This is a genomic window from Shewanella electrica, from assembly GCF_022321485.1.
Lineage (GTDB): Bacteria > Pseudomonadota > Gammaproteobacteria > Enterobacterales > Shewanellaceae > Shewanella > Shewanella electrica.
On record NZ_JAKOGG010000011.1, the window covers coordinates 49,649 to 66,151 of the forward strand.

Genomic DNA, 16,503 nt, shown 5'->3' on the forward strand with positions numbered 1-16,503 from the left:
TGACGGACAGCTATGATAAAAGTACATCACCTCGAATTATCCCGTTCATTTCGCGTCATTTGGCTCCTAGAAGAGCTTGGTGTGGAGTATGAGATCATCACCTATCGCCGTGATCCCAAAACCTATGGCGCGCCGGCAGCACTAAAACGGGTACATCCGTTAGGTAAATCACCGGTCATCACCGATGGCGAAATCACCGTGGCCGAATCGGGTGCCATTATTGAATACCTGCTCGATAAGTATGACACCGAGGGCCAATATCGGCCTACATCAGGCCAAGCGCTGCTCGACTATCGCTACTGGATGCATTTTGCCGAAGGCTCGATGATGCCACTGTTGGTGCTGCGTTTGGTGCTGGGCAAAGTCAAAGATCGGCCGATGCCGTTCTTCGTCAAACCGATTGCGCGCAAGTTGATGGATGGCATCGACCAAGGCTTTATTATGCCGCGCTTGCAACCGCAACTTGAACTAATTGACGCTTGGCTCAAAGACCATGAATGGTTTGCGGGCGACAGCATCAGCGGCGCCGATTTTCAAATGGAGTTGGCACTGCGTTTTGCTGCCAATCGCGCCGATGTCAGTGGCTTGGAACATATCACGGCCTATTTAGAAAAAGTGGCAGCACGTCCAGCGCATCAGCAAGCCGATACTCGCGCTAAATAACACGCCAGCTAACCGCCGCCACCAACAATAACGCCAGCATTTCGCTGGCGTTATTTATTTAAGGACACTGCTTTGCATGGCGCTGGCTTATCCAGCCAGCCTGTCGCCAAAGCTTATTGACACTCTTTATAAGCGGCGCGCAAATTAGCGTTGTTTGGCTTTTTGTGCCGCCGGTTTAGTGCCAAATTTGGGCCGTGCGCCCGGACGCGGATTACCACGGCTAGCATTGTTGCCGCCTTTGTTGGCTTGACCGTTACCCGCCGCTTTGCCCGCTTGACCATGGCTGCCTGTGCCGCCATTGCCTTTGCCGTTGGCGGCTTTGGCATCGCCTTTCGCGGCTTTGCCCGGCCCAGCTTGAGTAAACTGGTTAGCGCTAAAGCGCGTCAGACCTTGCTGGCCTTTCGCGGGTTTAGCACCATTTTGGCGGGCAAACTGCTCGGCGCGACCTTCTGGCGGCACCAGATGCTGCGGACCGGTACCAATCAAATCTTCACGCTTCATCGCCACTAAGGCTTCACGGATCAGCGGCCAACCAGCAGGATCGTGATAACGCAGCAGTGCCTTGTGCAAGCGACGCTGACGGCCTTTTTTGGCAATCGGCACCTCTTCACTGTCATGCTTTACGTTGCGCAGCGAGTTGAGACCGGTGTGATACATGGTGGTCGCGTTGGCCATCGGCGACGGATAAAAGTTCTGTACTTGATCCAGCTTGAATTTACGCTCTTTCAGCCACAGCGCCAGATTGAGCATATCCTCATCTTTGGTGCCGGGGTGCGCCGAGATAAAGTACGGGATCAAGAACTGCTCTTTTCCTGCTTCTTTGGAATATTGGTCAAACAGTTCTTTGAAACGATCATAGGTGCCCATGCCGGGCTTCATCATCTTCGACAACGGCCCTTCTTCGGTATGCTCTGGGGCAATCTTCAGATAGCCGCCGACATGGTGTTTAGCCAATTCCTTCACATAGCGCGGATCTTCAATTGCCAAATCATAGCGCACGCCAGAGGCGATCAATATTTTCTTAATGCCGGGCACGTCACGGGCGGCACGATACAGATCGATGGTGTGTTGATGGTCGGTATCTAAGTGACCACAAATGGCCGGATAAACACACGACAGCCGACGACAGGTTTTTTCCGCTTTTTCACTCTTACAGCCCAAGCGATACATGTTGGCGGTTGGGCCGCCGAGATCGGAAATCACCCCGGTAAATCCCGGCACTTTGGCTTGGATCTCTTTGATCTCTTTAATAATCGACTCTTGCGAACGGCTTTGAATGATGCGGCCTTCATGCTCGGTAATCGAGCAGAACGAACAACCACCAAAACAACCACGCATAATGTTGATGGAGGTTTTGATCATGTCGTAGGCGGGGATTTTTTCCTTGCCGTAGACCGGATGCGGCACACGCTGATACGGCAGATCAAACACTGCATCCATCTCGTCGGTATTCAGTGGAAACGCTGGCGGGTTCACCCACACGCCACGGTCGCCGTGCATCTGAAATAACGCGCGCGCGCAACCTGGGTTGGTTTCTTGGTGCAACACCCGCGAGGCGTGCGCGTACAGAAAACGGTCTTCACTGACACGTTCAAACGCTGGCAGCAGCACGTAGGTTTTTTCCCACGGCCGTGGTTTAGGCGGTTGCACGCTAATCGGCTGCGCGGCGTCGCTCGCAAAGGTTTGCACACCGCTTGGGCCAGACAAGTTTTGACACCCCACATCATCAGCACCATAAGGATTTGGGATCGGGTCGATTTTGTGCAGCTGGTCGATTTTACGTGAATCAACGCCACGCCATTCTGGCAGCGCTTCGCGGCGCAACACCGCCGTACCACGCACGTTTTGCATCTCGTCCAACGAGGCGCCACGGGCGTAGAGATGTGCCACTTCGGCCAATGGTCGCTCGGCGTTACCGTAGATCAACATGTCCGCTTTGGCGTCAAACAACACGCTGCGGCGCACCTTGTCTTGCCAGTAATCGTAATGGGCAATACGGCGCAAACTGGCCTCGATACCACCAATCACTACCGGAATATCTTTGTAGGCTTCTTTGCAGCGTTGGGTATACACCGTCACCGCTCGGTCTGGGCGTTTACCGCCCACGTTACCCGCCGTGTAAGCGTCGTCGTGACGCAACTTTCGGTCGGCGGTGTAGCGGTTGATCATCGAGTCCATGTTGCCGGCAGTGACGCCGAAAAACAGGTTCGGCCGCCCGAGCTGCATAAAGTCATCTTTATTAAGCCAATCTGGCTGGGAAATAATGCCGACACGGAATCCTTGTGCCTCCAACTGACGTCCAATCACCGCCATCCCAAAGCTAGGATGGTCAACATAAGCATCGCCGGTAACCACAATAATGTCGCAACTGTCCCACCCAAGTTGCTGCATCTCCTTTTTCGACATAGGCAAAAAAGGCGCAGGCTTGAGGTCAGCGCGATAGGGTTTGTGGTGGAATAACGTGGATTCGACTTGCATGAACTTGACCCGTAAAAATCTACTGACTGACAACGTTTGTCAGGGGCGCGGAGTATAACAGTACCCCGCAATTCAGTGTGAACAATATTTCAGCAAAAACCGCATTTTTACCGCAAAAAGTGGTTAGCTTGCCAGCCAGTAACTTGCCGCCCAATACCAGCAGTTAAGTAGGCTCAACACCAGTAAGGTTATCCATGTCAGCAGAATGCCAACGAGCCGCCCCGGATGCACATTGCCCTGTGCGGTAATCATGCCGAACGCATGCAGTATACGGCCCACCAACCACACTACACCGATGATGTGTAACCACATGGCGTTTAAATGCGCCGCTTCCGCCATCACCAGCAATAACAACACCAATGGTGCGTATTCGATCAAATTACCTTGGGCGCGCATTGCAGCCACTAACGCGGGTTGCTGACCATCACCAATCCCGACTTTGGTTTTTGCGCGCACCGCGACCACAAACGCACTGAGCACTAACAACAGTAAGCCTGTCAGCCCTGCGTATAACCCTGAAATATAAAATGTCATCGTTCATTCTCCTTGAAACCAAATTGATGCAGCTAAGTATGACATTGTTTATCAAAAATTAATTTATTGTGTCATGCTGCCTTTTATCGCACAGTTACATACAATGCGCGCCAGTTGGCTAGCCCCCTTTTGACAGGTTTTACTGTGGATAATCTGGAATTTATCGAAAAACGCCGTTTCATTATCAAGCTCGGTAAAGCGCTGCATAAATTTGGCACGCCCGCCTATCGGCTCGAAACCCATCTGCAAACCGTGGCGCTCACCTTGGGCTTAGATGGTTACTTTCTGATTTCGCCCACCTCGATGACCTTTGTACTGCAACACGATACCGACCAAGAGTATAACCATGTCGCTAGGGTAAAACCGGGCGAGCTGGATTTAGGCTCGCTGGCACGTACCGATGAATTGGTGGAGGAGCTGCGCACCGGCCAACGCACTTTGGCCGAAGCGATGGAGCGGTTGGAGGAAATTGCCAACAAACCCAATCCTTATGGCCCGCTGCTCACCTTATGCGCCTTTGGCACCTCGGCTGCCGCCTTTGCCATGTTGATGGCCACCAGCTGGAACGATGTGTTTTGGTCGGGCGTGGTCGGCATGTTGGTGTACAGTTTGGCCTATCGCGCTGAGACATCGAAACGAATGGCGGAAACTCTGGAGCCAGTGGCGTCGCTGGTGGCGGGCTTAGCTGCCTGCGTGATCAGCCAGTTTGACGCCTCGATCAATATTCCAGTAGTGATCCTCTCCGGTATCATTGTGTTTATTCCCGGTTTGGCACTGACACTCGGTTTAGCTGAACTGGCCGCGCGCGACTTAATGTCTGGCACCATGCGCATCATGGACGCGGTGATGTTGCTGTTTAAGCTGTATTTTGGTGCGGTGCTGGGGGTAGCTATCGGCAATGCCATTTTCGGTGAATATCTGTTTATTGAGCCGCTGCCTTTGCCGCGTTGGGCCAGTTGGTTGGCGGTGCCGCTGCTTTCTTCAGCGCTGGTATTTATCTTTAAAGCGCGCCTTAAAGATGCCCCTTGGGGTGTGTTTGCTGGGGTGCTGGCGTTTTTCTCCGCCATGGCGGGGGGGATTTATTTGGGAGACTCCATCGGTATCTTCGTCGGTGCGCTAGTGGTGGGGATTTATGCCAACCTGTTTTCGCGCTGGACTAAAGCACCGGCGTCGATCGCACTGCTACAAGGCATAGTGATTCTGGTGCCGGGCAGCAAGACTTACATGGGGCTGAACGCCTTTATCTCCGGCGAAAGCATGCTGAACATGTCGCACCTAGGGCCACAACTGTTCTTGATTTTTATGTCGTTGATCGCAGGTTTGATTTTTTCTAACGTGGTGATTCCGCCGCGCTCAACACTTTAGCGAAATAACGGCTCAATTTAACAACTTCATTACAAAAAAGCGTCTATCCTTTTAAAACGTCGGCCATTTTTGTGCCGCGTTTGGGGAGACGCCTATGCCGAATTGCTGCCGAGTCGTACTGCTGATTGCCTGTTTGGTCAGTTGTTCTGTTATTGCAGCCACAGCCCCAATCCACGCAGAAGAGTTGCAATATCAGGTCGGCAAGATCATCGTACTCAGCAACCCGATTTTTGATGAATCGGCCGATAACGCCATTTTTCTGCATCACTGGGCCAACGCCCTGCACGTGAACACCCGCGAATACGTGATTCGCGATCGCCTGAGCTTTCATGAAGGCGACATCGTCACTCGTAAAACCTTAGATGAAGCGCAGCGTATTCTGCGTGCCGAGCCCTATCTGCGTGATGCGCGCATTCGCGTGGCTGAAGCCGACCCGAGTGTCCAATCACAACAAGGCACCGTCAATATTCTGGTAGAAACGTGGGACCAATGGTCGCTATTGCCCACCATCGACTTTGGCCGCTCTGGCGGTAAAAACCACTTTGCACTCGGTATAAAGGACGACAACATTCTCGGCTCGGGGATTCAAAGTGAATTGGAATACCAAACCGACGAAGACCGTAACGGCTATAAAATTAAAGTGGAGGCGCCGATCTCTTGGGTAAAACATGGCGAAATCGCCGGTGACTTTACCAGTAATAACGATGGCACCGCTGCTTTTCTGGCCTTTAAAAAACCGTTTTACACCTTGGCCGACAACTATAGCTACGGCGCCAGTTACAGCCGCAATAACCGCATTAATACCTTCAGGCAGAACGGCGAAGATGTCAGTGAGTATCGCGAACGCGCCGAGTTTAATAACCTGTTTTGGGGCGTGAAATTTGCTGAATCCGCCAGCGCGCGACAGCGTTTACGGGTCGGCATCACCCAAGATTTTCACGACTTTGACAGCGAAGGGAGCCGTACCCGCATTCCTATCCCGCAAGATCGTGAGTTTCTTTACCCGTGGCTCTCATGGGAATACCTGCAAGATGACTTTGTGGTGCTGCAAAACATTCATCTGATTAACTATAACGAAGACCTTAATTTGGGCTGGCATCATTCCGCCAAAATTGGTCTCGAAACCCATGACAATGACGGATTGGGTTATCACTTCTGGTGGGAGACTTCGCGCGGCTACAGCAGTGAGCAGCAACTGCTGCTATTAAATGCCGAGTTGCAGTTGACCCGCGGGACAACCCAAGTCAATTTTTACAGTGCCAGCACCAACGCCGAGTATTTTTATCGTTTTAACCGCAAGTGGGTGGCCTACTCTCATCTACGGCTGCAAACCAGTAAAAACCGCTACCTTGACTGGCCAGCAGGCCTCGGCGATGCCAACGGCGTGCGCGGTTATCCCAACGAGTTTCAGTTGGGCGATCAGCAATGGTTATTCACCGCCGAGCTGCGTAATTATCCCAACATCAACTTATATCAATTGGCTGAACTGGGTTGGGTCGCCTTTGTCGATGTCGGCCGCGCTTATGGTGGCGAGCTAGCCGAACACAATGAAATCAGTGGCCCCATTGGCGCCGTCGGTGTGGGCGCACGCATCTATTCGTCACGTTCGAGTTACGGCAATGTGGTCCACATCGACTTCAGCATGCCGTTTAAGGACAGTGAACATGTGGATGGCTGGGAATGGCGTTTCGAAGTGAAACGGCAATTTTAACAACTTGTTACCACACACAGGCTCACGCTGAATCTAGCTGCAAACTCAGCGGCAGGAGATTAGTATGGAACACATCTATTTTATGGATAAGCTGGAGATTACGCAGTGCCCCATCTATTCACACCAATAACCTTTGGCCCGCTCACCCTAGCTAACCGCATCGTGATTGCGCCAATGTGTATGTACTCCGCTGAAAATGGTCTGGTGCAACCTTGGCATTGGCAGCATTACGGCAACCTATCGCAGTCTGGTGCAGGCATGCTGATTATTGAAGCCAGCGCCGTGGCACCAGAAGGCCGCATCAGCTTTGCCGATGTGGGCATTTGGAATATCCATTGCCAAGATGCACTGGGCAAACTGCTGCAAGATATTCGCCGTGACTCTGACATGCCCGCCATAGTGCAGATTGGTCACGCTGGCCGCAAAGCCTCGTGTAATCGCCCTTGGGACGGCGGAGGTCAATTGCCACCAGCAGAGGCTAACGGCTGGAACACCTTGGCGCCGAGCGCCATTCCCTTTCAAGCGCACGACGTCGCGCCGCGTGAGATCACTAAGCCGGAGATCAACGAACTGGTGCATCAGTTTGTTGCCGCCGCCCAGCGTGTACGTGCTGCTGGGTTTGATGGCATTGAGATCCACGCCGCCCACGGTTATCTACTGCACCAATTTCTGTCGCCCATTAGCAACCATCGCCAAGATGAATATGGCGGCAGCTTAGAAAATCGCATGCGCTTGCTGCTCACCGTATTTGACGCGATCAAAGAAACCTTGCCGCAAGACTTTATGGTGGGCGTACGCATTAGCGCTACCGATTGGATTGAAGGCGGCTGGGACCTAGAACAAAGCTTGGCACTGGCGCAACTGCTGGACCAACGAGGTTGCCATTATCTACACGTGTCTAGCGGTGGTTTGGCGCCACAGCAGCAAATCCCCGTCGGGCCTGACTACCAAGTGCCACTGGCGCAAGCGATTAAAGCCCAAGTCTCTATGCCGGTGATCGCCGTGGGTTTGATTACCGAGCCCGAGCAAGCGGAAGCGATTTTGGCTAACGGTCAAGCCGATGCCATCGCACTGGCACGCGGGATTTTGTACAACCCGCGCTGGCCGTGGCATGCCGCCGCCAAACTCGGCGCCGAAGTGCAAGCTGCACCGCAGTATCTGCGTTGTCAGCCGCACGGGCTTAAAGCATTACTGCACCGCTAATTAGCGAGAAACATAAGCGGCGTTAGCATTCCCCTAACGCCGCTTTTATTTGCGCGCGCGTCAGTAATTGCAAATAACGCGCTTGGTTGGCAGGCGTATCATTCGCGCCGCCAATAATCCCCATGGTAAACAGATTGAAGTACAGGCCGCCGATGGCGCAGCCAAGCGTGTCCGCCGGGATCTGCAATTGCTCACCGAAACAACGCTGTAAACGCTCGCTAATAAACTGCTCCAACTGCTGCCGCAACAGGCGATTGGCTAACGCCATATCACTGCCGAGCTGATACGCCATCGAACGCCGAAACGCACCATTGCTGTTAAAAAAGCTCAGCATCTCCACCAAATGATCCGCAGGTTCAGCCGCTAACCAGTCCGCTGCGCTATCTTTGCCAACAAACAGCTTAGCAAACAGCTGCTCATGGCAAGCCAGTAACACATCTAACTTGCGGTTAAATAGTCGATAAAAACTGGTACGGCCGACCTCGGCCGCTTGCGCCAGTTCGGAGACCGAAATATCACAATAATCTTTGCTTTTAAGTTGGTTTAAAAACTCGCGCATAATGCGCTGTCTGACGGGATTTGGCTGGTCACTAAGATCGCTAATGGTATTCATCACAGGCTGCGATAAAGAGGTGATGGCACACCCTAACCACTCACGCGCGGACGAGCAAGTGCGGTGGAACAATTAGTTTGATCTGTTCCGTCCGGAACAGTTGCCAGCAAGTGTCGCAACCTTCACGACCACGCCATCGCTATGATAGGGCGTACGCCTTTCACTATTTGAGGAATCATCATGGCTACCCCGCTCAATATCGGCATTTTTCTCTATCCCGGCATGACCATGCTCGACGCCTACGGCCCGTTGCAACTCTTGTCATTCGCCGAAGGCTTTCACTGCTTTACCTTTGCCAAAACCGCTGAGCCAGTCCCTTGCGATGCCGGGGTTAACCTACTGCCCAACTACGGTTTTGACGATTGTCCCCACATCGATATTTTGCTGGTCGCCGGTGGAGGCAATCCTCATCAACCGATGCAAGATGCCGCCACCCAAGCCTTTCTGCGCCAAGCAGCGAGCCAAGCTCAATACATCACCTCGGTATGTTCTGGCGCATTAATCCTAGCCAGTGCGGGACTGCTTGATGGTTACCAAACCGCATGCCACTGGGCCTACAAAGACGCATTTAACCGCTTTCCACAAGTGGAAGTGTTGCCGCAGCGCGTGGTCATTGACCGCAACCACATCAGTGGCGGTGGCATTACCGCAGGCTTAGATTTCGCCCTCACCTTAGTGGCCGAGCTGCAAGGTGCCGCCGCAGCACAAACGCTGCAACTATTGTTGGAATACGATCCACAACCACCCTTCAATAGCGGTAGCCCACAAACGGCAGCACCAGAGTTAGTCGCGGGAGTTCAAGCACAAGTGCGCCAGCTAGCAGCAGAGTTATTTGACTAACACGACCTTCGCCCACCGTTTTATGGACACCCAGCGCTGAGCCAAGGGAAATGAATATTTCCCTTGAATTTAATGCGTTAGAAATTTGAAAATTGGTGGGCGTCCTCATTTTTGCCAACTGACATAGATGCCCGTCCCATATTTGCGGTGACCTAATTTTTGCTAAATAAAGATGGCCGTCCGCATATTCTACAAAGCACATTACAATAACGGCGACGATGGTACCGCGTTGCCCCCCAAGCCTTGGGTGTATTTATCCGGCAGTTTGGCTAACGCAGCGGTTAATGCTGCGAAACAATGTGGATCGATGGAGCTGCCAACATTTTCCGCCATGATCTCTAAGGTTTTCGGCACAGGAATGGCACCCCGATACGGTCGCTCGGCGGTGATCGCATCGAAGATGTCGGCGGTGGTAATAATACGGGTCATCAGCGAAATTTCTGCGGCCACCAGCCCATTGGGATAGCCAGTACCATCGAGTTTTTCATGGTGCGCCGCTGCCATTTGGGCAAATTTTTTCAGTGGTGAGATGTGCGCGAGGATGTCATGAGTAAAGGTTGCATGCTGCTGCACATGGAGCCATTCGTCATCATCGAGTTTGCCTGGCTTATCTAAAATACTGTTACTCACACCCAACTTGCCGAGGTCGTGTAGTAATGCCGCCCGCTTAAGCCACAATATGTCAATATCATCCAGCCCTAGTTCTTCGGCAATTAGGCCACTAAACAGCGCAACACGGGAACTGTGACCGGCAGTAAATGGGCTTTTGGCGTCAACTATTTTGCCAAAGGCGCTAATGATGCAATCAAAGTACTCATCAGTCAGCGCATATTTCGCCTGTGCTGGCGACATCTGCAACACATGAGGCATAACCGATGGTGCCGTTAAAACAGCCACAAATTCACTATCATGAGCTAATTGCTGTGCCAGCTCGACTAAGTTCGGATCCAACCACTGCCCCGCGCGGTGATCTAACTCGATACAAGCTTGCTGCAACGAATGTTCATGCTGAAATACATCCATGATCTGCGCCAGCAAAGCAATACGGGCATATAGCGGAATCGCTTCCCCCTGCAACCCTAGCGGCCTACCAGAGCCATCCCAATGCTCATCTAGATTCTGAATACCTTGGGCAACGTCCTCACTAAAACGCAGCTCGCGCGCCACCTCTGCGCCTTGTGTGCAACGTGTTTGAATCAACTCCTGCGCGTAGGTATCGCCATTTTTCAAAATATCCACAGCCGTAGCTAAACGTTTGCGCCAATTCTCGCCCGCTCCGGCGTTTTTCAGTACAAAATTGATGACGCTGGTAAGGCTAGTGCCGACGGTTTTATAACGGCGCTTAAACTGTAAATCATCGGTGGCGTACAGCTCACAAATACGTGCGGCATTGCTGCTACAGCCAGCGTCTTTGAGCAGCAAGGTAAAGTACAAATCGTGCAGTTGCGCGTCACTCAGTTGCAGCGCCTTACCAATGTGCATGCCAATCCAGCAGCAGCGCATACTGTGCTCAGGTGGCTGACCTTCGGTCATATCTAAGGCAACGGTTAATGAAGCAATTAACTCTGCTAGAGGCAGCTCTGTTTCAGGAATAGAAAAGGGCATTGTTTGGCGTAAACCACATGGTTCAAAATAGTCTTAAGCATAGTGAAGCTACGGCACTTTCGCCGATAAATCTAGATCGATAAGAGTATGAGGACATCCATTAATTTAGCTGCCACTACGCAGTCAACTGACATGGCAAGAGTATGAGGACATCCACCAATTTATAAGCTCGCTAAGCAGTCAACTGACATAGATGCCCGTCCGATATTTGCGCCAGCTAGCAGCAGAGTTATTTGATTAACACGACCTTCGCCCGCCGCCTGATGGACACCCAGCGCGGCACCAAGGGAATTTAATATTTCCTTTTAATTTAATGCGTTAGCAATTTGAGAATTGGTGGGTGTCCTCATTTTTGCTCAGGTGTCCTCATTTTTGCTCATTTTTGCTTTGAAAATTGGTGGGTGTCCTCATTTTGCTCATTTTTGGCCACTACTCATTTCGAGTTCTAGACTAAAGACAGTCCAGCATTCCGCATCGGCTAGACTAATATTTGTAACAAATTGATTGATCTTGGGGGTGTTATGCTATTTGGCAAAAAATCCGACACCAACAAGGAAGTTAACGACGCTAACCAAAGAGCTGCAAACGTTCTTGCGTCCATCAAGGACTGTGTTGCAGTGATAGAATTTGATACGTCTGGCAACATTGTGCAGGCCAACGATTTGTTTCTTGCGGCAATGGGCTATCGACGCGAAGAACTCACAGGCCAACATCACCGCATCTTCTGCTCCGAAGAAGATGTCGTATCCCCATCTTATCGTAAGCACTGGAATGAACTGGCCGAGGGCAAAACAAAGAGCGGCACGTTTAAGCGATACGATAAAAATGGCGAATTAGTGATTATTGAAGCAACTTATTTCCCAATCAAAGAATCTGGGATAGTGACGGGAGTAATGAAAATTGCATCTGTTATCACTAAACAATTTATGGAGGCAGAAAGGGAAAAAGATATTTCCACCGCTTTAAATAAGGTGTTCGCCGTTATCGAATTCACCACTGACGGCACAGTTATCTCTGCCAACAAAAACTTTCTACAGACTCTAGATTACTCTTCGACGGATATCGTTGGTAAACATCATCGCATGTTCTGTGATGCGGCTTTTTACCAAGAGTTTCCAACATTTTGGCAAGATTTAGCCTCCGGTAAGGCTAATTCTGGGCGCTTTAAAAGAATTTCCAGAAATGGGCACGAGGTATGGATCCGTGCGTCATATTGCCCCATCGTTAACAATCAAGGCCAAGTCTATAAAATTGTTAAGTTTGCCACGGACATTACCGAGTTTGTATTGAAGGAAAGAGACGTCGCTGATGCAGCTCATATTGCTTACAGTACCGCTGTAGAAACCGCACAGGTTGCGGAACAGGGCAACAAATCGCTAAAAAGTTGCGTTGAGCTATCGAATAAGATGGAACAAGGCATGCTGTCATCCTCGCAAACACTTGAAAGTTTAGAAAAGCAATCTGGTGAGGTGTCCAATATTGTTAAGACCATTCGAGCAATTGCCGATCAAACCAATTTATTAGCCTTGAATGCGGCGATCGAAGCCGCAAGGGCTGGAGAGCAAGGGCGTGGATTCGCTGTGGTGGCTGACGAAGTAAGGCAGCTCGCCTCTAGGACAACCGATTCGACTAAGCAGATTGGCAGTGTGGTCGAAAAGAATATATCGCTGACAATGGATGTGATGACCACCATTAAAGGTATTTCACATCTCGCAACGCAAACCAACGAACATATTACGGAGGTATCTGCAATTATGGATGAAATTCATAAGGGTGCTGAAGATGTGTCCAACGCGGTCAGTCAGCTTCAACTTAGCTAACGAAGGTGCGAAAAAGTCCTGTACAGGTTCGGCATTGGCATACAGCTTTCAAAAACAAGGCGCTGTTTACCGCAATTAGGCCCTTTGCAAAAAGATGAGGCTGTCTGCCATGCCCTACAGGGGATTTGTAAGCGAACACATGGCTTCGTTGCTAACGAAGCCATACAACGGTATATCAGCTGTAAACTGCTATAGCTTACAAATCCAGAATGTCGCGAAGGTTTACTGATACCTTCCCTAAGCAAGATTGGGTGAAGGTTGTGATCAGTGAAGTGTGAGGACATCCACCAATTTATAAGCTCGCTAAGCAGTCAACTGACATAGATGCCCGTCCCCTATTTACCGTACAATTTGCGCCACCGTATGGTAATTGCATAATGATAATCTTTGCTGAGCGCCGCCAGCGATGACACCGCCCTTGATGGTTTTCCTTCCTTCGCTTGATAGAATGGCGCTTAACCATCATGCGTTTGATGCCTGATTTACCACATGGCACACTCATTTAAGCTTGCTTCCACCAGCCACATAATTGGTGAAGTAAAGCTCACACATACTCCCATGCGAATGACTAAGGGATGAGATATTTTGAAACTACAGTTTCTGGGAACTTCTGCTGGCGTTCCTACCAAACAACGTAACGTCACCGGTTTAGCGCTCAGTGAAAGTGAAGGGAAAGGCTGGTATCTGATCGACTGTGGTGAAGCTACGCAACATCAGCTATTGCATACACATCTCACCCTCAACACGCTAAAAGCTATTTTTATCACTCACGTGCACGGTGACCATAGCTATGGCTTACCGGGCATTTTAGCCAGTGCGGCGATGAATGGCCGTAAAAACCCACTGACTATTGTGGCGCCTGCGGCGATTCAACAGTGGCTGGCGGCAACGGTGTTACATACCCAATTGTACTTGCCATATGAGCTGGAATTTATTGATGCCGACACCCTGCCTGACGTTAAATTTGAGCAGTTAACAGTATCGACCACGGCGTTATCACATCGAGTGCCTTGTTACGGCTACAGTTTTCAAGAGATTGCTGCGAGTACCAACCTCAATATTGTCAAACTGCAACAAGATGGCATTCCGCGTGGGCCGCTGTGGGGCCAAATAAAGCAGGGGTTAGACGTCGAAGTTAACGGGGTGAAGGTCAGCGCCCAACACTATCTACAACAAGGACATCCACCACAAAAGATCGTGGTGGCGGGTGATAATGATTCGCCGCAGTTACTGGCGGAGACCTGCCGCGATGGCTCAGTACTGGTGCATGAGGCTACTTACACCAAAGCGATTGCCGATAAGGTAGGCAGCGGGCCGATGCACAGCTATGCCGCCCAAATCGCCGCGTTTGCTGAATCCATCAACATACCGCACCTCGTGTTAACGCACTTTAGCTCTCGCTATCAGGACAACGGTCCTACGACGGTGATGGAGATTTATGATGAGGCGAAGACGCAATATCATGGTCAACTGTACCTTGCGCGCGATTTTGCCGAGTTTCAGCTGCAAAGAAATGGCGATTTTGCCGAGGTCATAGCAGAATAAGTGCGCTGATTTATCGCAGCCGCATCGCACCATGATGGATATGCGTAAGAAAGATGGCACCGGCTGAGTGCCATCTTTTCATGACCGATTGATAGTCACTATTTATCAGTCACATAAATGGCGCGACCAAACACCGTTTTGGGCTTCTCGTCATCGGTCACCACCACACCACCGCCGGTAAACGTGTTATATACCACGCGATCAGGCATATCGGTTTCCCCCGCCATGCTGTAAATCAGTACACCGTTAGCGCCCATGGCGGCAGCGCGCGCTTTCAGCTGTGCAATCGCTTGCTGTTTGCGCTCTTCACTGGCTCCGATGTTCTCAGTCGAACGAGCTGAGATCATCGCCAGAATACGGTAATTGACTGGCGCGGTTTCATACAAAATCACTTGGTCAGTGTCGATACTGTCACGTCGCTCTCCTGTGACAATCTGTGCACTGTCCATGGAGGAGCAACCAGCCACCGATGCCAACATTAATACGGGTAGCGTGAGTTTTAGGCGTTTATTCATTACAGTCTCCCTCTGCAAGAGTTGGTTGTTACACTCTTAAAATCCAACGTGATCAAGCTGTTCGGCATTCCGTGGTGCGTAAACCATGGCCTCAGCACAACATATCACTCAGCCATCGAACCCCGTAGAACAGCCGCAGCTGTAATCATTGTAGGCAACTGTCAGGCAATGACAGCATTAGTTACTATCTTAGTGGACGAGCGAAACTGTTCAACCGCAAAGCGAAAGCGTCGAATTAACCCTGCTAGCGCACAAAGAAAAAGCCCAGCTAATGATTAGCTGGGCTTTGTTGAATAAGGTGAGTTGGCCTGTAAGCCGGGTCCTGTTCTCCCGAAGGAGCGGCAGCCATTCCTCTAGGCCTGCAATCGCTCGCAGGCTCAAGCAATCTACCCGGTTCCAACGCGAGCCACGCCATAAGGAACCCTATTTGATCTTGCTCCGGGTGGAGTTTACCTTGCCACGCACTGTTGCCAGCCGCGCGGTGCGCTCTTACCGCACCGTTTCACCCTTACCGACCCGAAGGTCGGCGGTCTATTCTCTGTTGCACTTGTCGTCAGCTCACGCTGCCCAGACGTTATCTGGCACCCTGCTCTATGGAGCCCGGACTTTCCTCCCCGTTCTTGCGAACGCAGCGACTGCCCGGCCAACTCGGCGCGGATTATAGCGTAGCTGGCCACAAGCACCAAACTTTTCTACCAACCTTGCTCGAGGCCGTATTTGTAGAGGGCGTTTTTCTTCAAACCGAAGATCTCGGCGGTAATGGCCGATGCTTTTTTCAATGGCAGTTCACCACACAGCAGTTGCAGCGTTTCCAGCGATTTGGGCGGAAACTCGTCGTCATCTTGGCTAACAAAGCCGTGACACATCAGCACAATTTCACCTTTCTGCTGATTGGCATCACTTTCAACGATGGCGCGCACTTCGCTAATGGTGCCAGTGAGGAAGGTTTCAAAGGTTTTGGTCAGTTCACGTGCCATCACCATTTGGCGCTCACTGCCAAATACCTGCTCCAATGAGGCGAGGCTTGGCACAATGCGGTGCGGTGATTCATAAAAAATCAGTGTGCGCGGGTCTTCGCGCAGTTCGGTGAGCTTGTCGATACGGCCCTTTTCTTTGGCGGGCAGGAAGCCTTCAAATGAAAACCGATCTGATGGCAAGCCCGAGGCGGACAACGCAGTAATTGCGGCACAGGCTCCCGGTAATGGGCTGACATTAAAGCCCGCTTCACGCACTTGCGATACCAGATGATAGCCGGGATCGGAAATCAGCGGCGTACCAGCGTCACTGATCAACGCCACCGCTTCGCCCGCAGCTAATTTCTCAATAAACCACTGCGCTTTTGCGCGTTCGTTATGGTCATGTAACGCGACTGTGCGCGTCGTAATTCCAAAGTGACTCAACAATTTACCGCTGTGGCGAGTGTCTTCGCAGGCAATCAACGTCACCTCGGCAAGCACCTGTTGCGCTCTCGGCGTGAGATCCGCCAAGTTGCCGATCGGTGTAGGAACTATGTAAAGGGCGACGGGTAACGTCATATTTACCTCTAGGACAAATGTTAACGGCCTTTCACTCGCCAACATGTAAGGTTAAACTAGGGCCAGCATCTTACCA

13 protein-coding genes, 1 other RNA gene and 1 pseudogene are annotated in these 16,503 nt (G+C 51.2%); 8 read left to right on the top strand and 7 right to left on the bottom strand.

All coding sequences use genetic code 11. The features are described from left to right. The first annotated feature begins 12 nt into the window (after positions 1-12). On the top strand, positions 13-663 hold the full coding sequence (locus L9G74_RS14435; protein ID WP_238897122.1) for a glutathione S-transferase family protein: 651 nt from the start codon (positions 13-15) through the stop codon (positions 661-663). Between the two features lie 144 nt (positions 664-807). On the opposite strand, the gene L9G74_RS14440 is transcribed toward L9G74_RS14435, so the two are convergent. Together L9G74_RS14440 and L9G74_RS14445 are read right to left on the bottom strand one after the other, a co-directional pair. Beyond that, entirely contained in the window at positions 808-3,141 is a 2,334-nt protein-coding gene (locus L9G74_RS14440) for a YgiQ family radical SAM protein (RefSeq protein WP_238897123.1), read from the bottom strand. A gap of 123 nt (positions 3,142-3,264) precedes the next feature. Then, positions 3,265-3,675: an MAPEG family protein gene (locus L9G74_RS14445; protein ID WP_238897124.1), complete on the bottom strand. Its 411-nt coding sequence runs from the start codon at positions 3,673-3,675 to the stop codon at positions 3,265-3,267. Between the two features lie 144 nt (positions 3,676-3,819). Between L9G74_RS14445 and L9G74_RS14450 the strand changes: the two genes are divergently transcribed. The 3 genes from L9G74_RS14450 to L9G74_RS14460 all read left to right on the top strand — a co-directional run bounded on the left by L9G74_RS14450 (position 3,820) and on the right by L9G74_RS14460 (position 7,954). Beyond that, positions 3,820-5,040: a threonine/serine exporter family protein gene (locus tag L9G74_RS14450; protein WP_238897125.1), complete on the top strand. Its 1,221-nt coding sequence runs from the start codon at positions 3,820-3,822 to the stop codon at positions 5,038-5,040. Positions 5,041-5,134: 94 nt separating this feature from the next. Beyond that, a complete protein-coding gene (locus L9G74_RS14455; protein ID WP_238897126.1) occupies positions 5,135-6,751 on the top strand; it encodes a BamA/TamA family outer membrane protein in 1,617 nt (538 codons plus the stop codon). 105 nt (positions 6,752-6,856) lie between these two features. Further along, a complete protein-coding gene (locus L9G74_RS14460; RefSeq protein ID WP_238897127.1) occupies positions 6,857-7,954 on the top strand; it encodes an NADH:flavin oxidoreductase/NADH oxidase in 1,098 nt (365 codons plus the stop codon). 22 nt (positions 7,955-7,976) lie between these two features. On the opposite strand, the gene L9G74_RS14465 is transcribed toward L9G74_RS14460, so the two are convergent. After that, a complete protein-coding gene (locus L9G74_RS14465) occupies positions 7,977-8,567 on the bottom strand; it encodes a TetR/AcrR family transcriptional regulator (RefSeq protein WP_238897128.1) in 591 nt (196 codons plus the stop codon). A 180-nt stretch (positions 8,568-8,747) separates the two neighbouring features. On the opposite strand from L9G74_RS14465, the gene L9G74_RS14470 reads away from it, so the two are divergent. Next, on the top strand, positions 8,748-9,407 hold the full coding sequence (locus tag L9G74_RS14470; RefSeq protein ID WP_238897129.1) for a DJ-1/PfpI family protein: 660 nt from the start codon (positions 8,748-8,750) through the stop codon (positions 9,405-9,407). A gap of 201 nt (positions 9,408-9,608) precedes the next feature. Here the strand turns inward: L9G74_RS14470 and L9G74_RS14475 are convergent, their stop codons facing one another. After that, on the bottom strand, positions 9,609-11,012 hold the full coding sequence (locus tag L9G74_RS14475; protein WP_238897130.1) for an HD-GYP domain-containing protein: 1,404 nt from the start codon (positions 11,010-11,012) through the stop codon (positions 9,609-9,611). A 521-nt stretch (positions 11,013-11,533) separates the two neighbouring features. On the opposite strand from L9G74_RS14475, the pseudogene L9G74_RS14480 reads away from it, so the two are divergent. From L9G74_RS14480 to L9G74_RS14490, 3 genes and pseudogenes are all read left to right on the top strand, one after another. Beyond that, positions 11,534-12,292 (top strand): annotated as a pseudogene (locus L9G74_RS14480) (PAS domain-containing protein); the annotation flags it as partial. Positions 12,293-12,430: 138 nt separating this feature from the next. Then, positions 12,431-12,832 (top strand): methyl-accepting chemotaxis protein, encoded by a 402-nt coding sequence (locus tag L9G74_RS14485; RefSeq protein WP_438944577.1) that lies wholly within the window; start codon positions 12,431-12,433, stop codon positions 12,830-12,832. 585 nt (positions 12,833-13,417) lie between these two features. Continuing rightward, complete coding sequence (locus tag L9G74_RS14490) at positions 13,418-14,377, top strand: ribonuclease Z (protein ID WP_238897131.1); 960 nt, start codon at positions 13,418-13,420, stop codon at positions 14,375-14,377. A gap of 98 nt (positions 14,378-14,475) precedes the next feature. On the opposite strand, the gene L9G74_RS14495 is transcribed toward L9G74_RS14490, so the two are convergent. The 3 genes from L9G74_RS14495 to rsmI all read right to left on the bottom strand — a co-directional run bounded on the left by L9G74_RS14495 (position 14,476) and on the right by rsmI (position 16,427). Beyond that, positions 14,476-14,892: a hypothetical protein gene (locus tag L9G74_RS14495; RefSeq protein ID WP_238897132.1), complete on the bottom strand. Its 417-nt coding sequence runs from the start codon at positions 14,890-14,892 to the stop codon at positions 14,476-14,478. A gap of 295 nt (positions 14,893-15,187) precedes the next feature. After that, positions 15,188-15,543: RNase P RNA component class A (rnpB, locus tag L9G74_RS14500), an RNA gene on the bottom strand. Positions 15,544-15,584: 41 nt separating this feature from the next. Continuing rightward, the gene (gene rsmI / locus L9G74_RS14505; protein ID WP_238897133.1) at positions 15,585-16,427 is read right to left on the bottom strand and encodes a 16S rRNA (cytidine(1402)-2'-O)-methyltransferase; all 843 of its coding nucleotides are present in this window, start codon (positions 16,425-16,427) and stop codon (positions 15,585-15,587) included. Positions 16,428-16,503: the final 76 nt, after the last annotated feature.

Coding starts and splice junctions, on each gene's coding strand:
- L9G74_RS14435 (WP_238897122.1), top strand. CDS start 13: ATGATAAAAGTACATCACCTCGAATTATCCCGTTCATTTCGCGTCATT.
- L9G74_RS14440 (WP_238897123.1), bottom strand. CDS start 3,141: ATGCAAGTCGAATCCACGTTATTCCACCACAAACCCTATCGCGCTGAC.
- L9G74_RS14445 (WP_238897124.1), bottom strand. CDS start 3,675: ATGACATTTTATATTTCAGGGTTATACGCAGGGCTGACAGGCTTACTG.
- L9G74_RS14455 (WP_238897126.1), top strand. CDS start 5,135: ATGCCGAATTGCTGCCGAGTCGTACTGCTGATTGCCTGTTTGGTCAGT.
- L9G74_RS14465 (WP_238897128.1), bottom strand. CDS start 8,567: ATGAATACCATTAGCGATCTTAGTGACCAGCCAAATCCCGTCAGACAG.
- L9G74_RS14470 (WP_238897129.1), top strand. CDS start 8,748: ATGGCTACCCCGCTCAATATCGGCATTTTTCTCTATCCCGGCATGACC.
- L9G74_RS14475 (WP_238897130.1), bottom strand. CDS start 11,012: ATGCCCTTTTCTATTCCTGAAACAGAGCTGCCTCTAGCAGAGTTAATT.
- L9G74_RS14485 (WP_438944577.1), top strand. CDS start 12,431: ATGCTGTCATCCTCGCAAACACTTGAAAGTTTAGAAAAGCAATCTGGT.
- L9G74_RS14495 (WP_238897132.1), bottom strand. CDS start 14,892: ATGAATAAACGCCTAAAACTCACGCTACCCGTATTAATGTTGGCATCG.
- rsmI (WP_238897133.1), bottom strand. CDS start 16,427: ATGACGTTACCCGTCGCCCTTTACATAGTTCCTACACCGATCGGCAAC.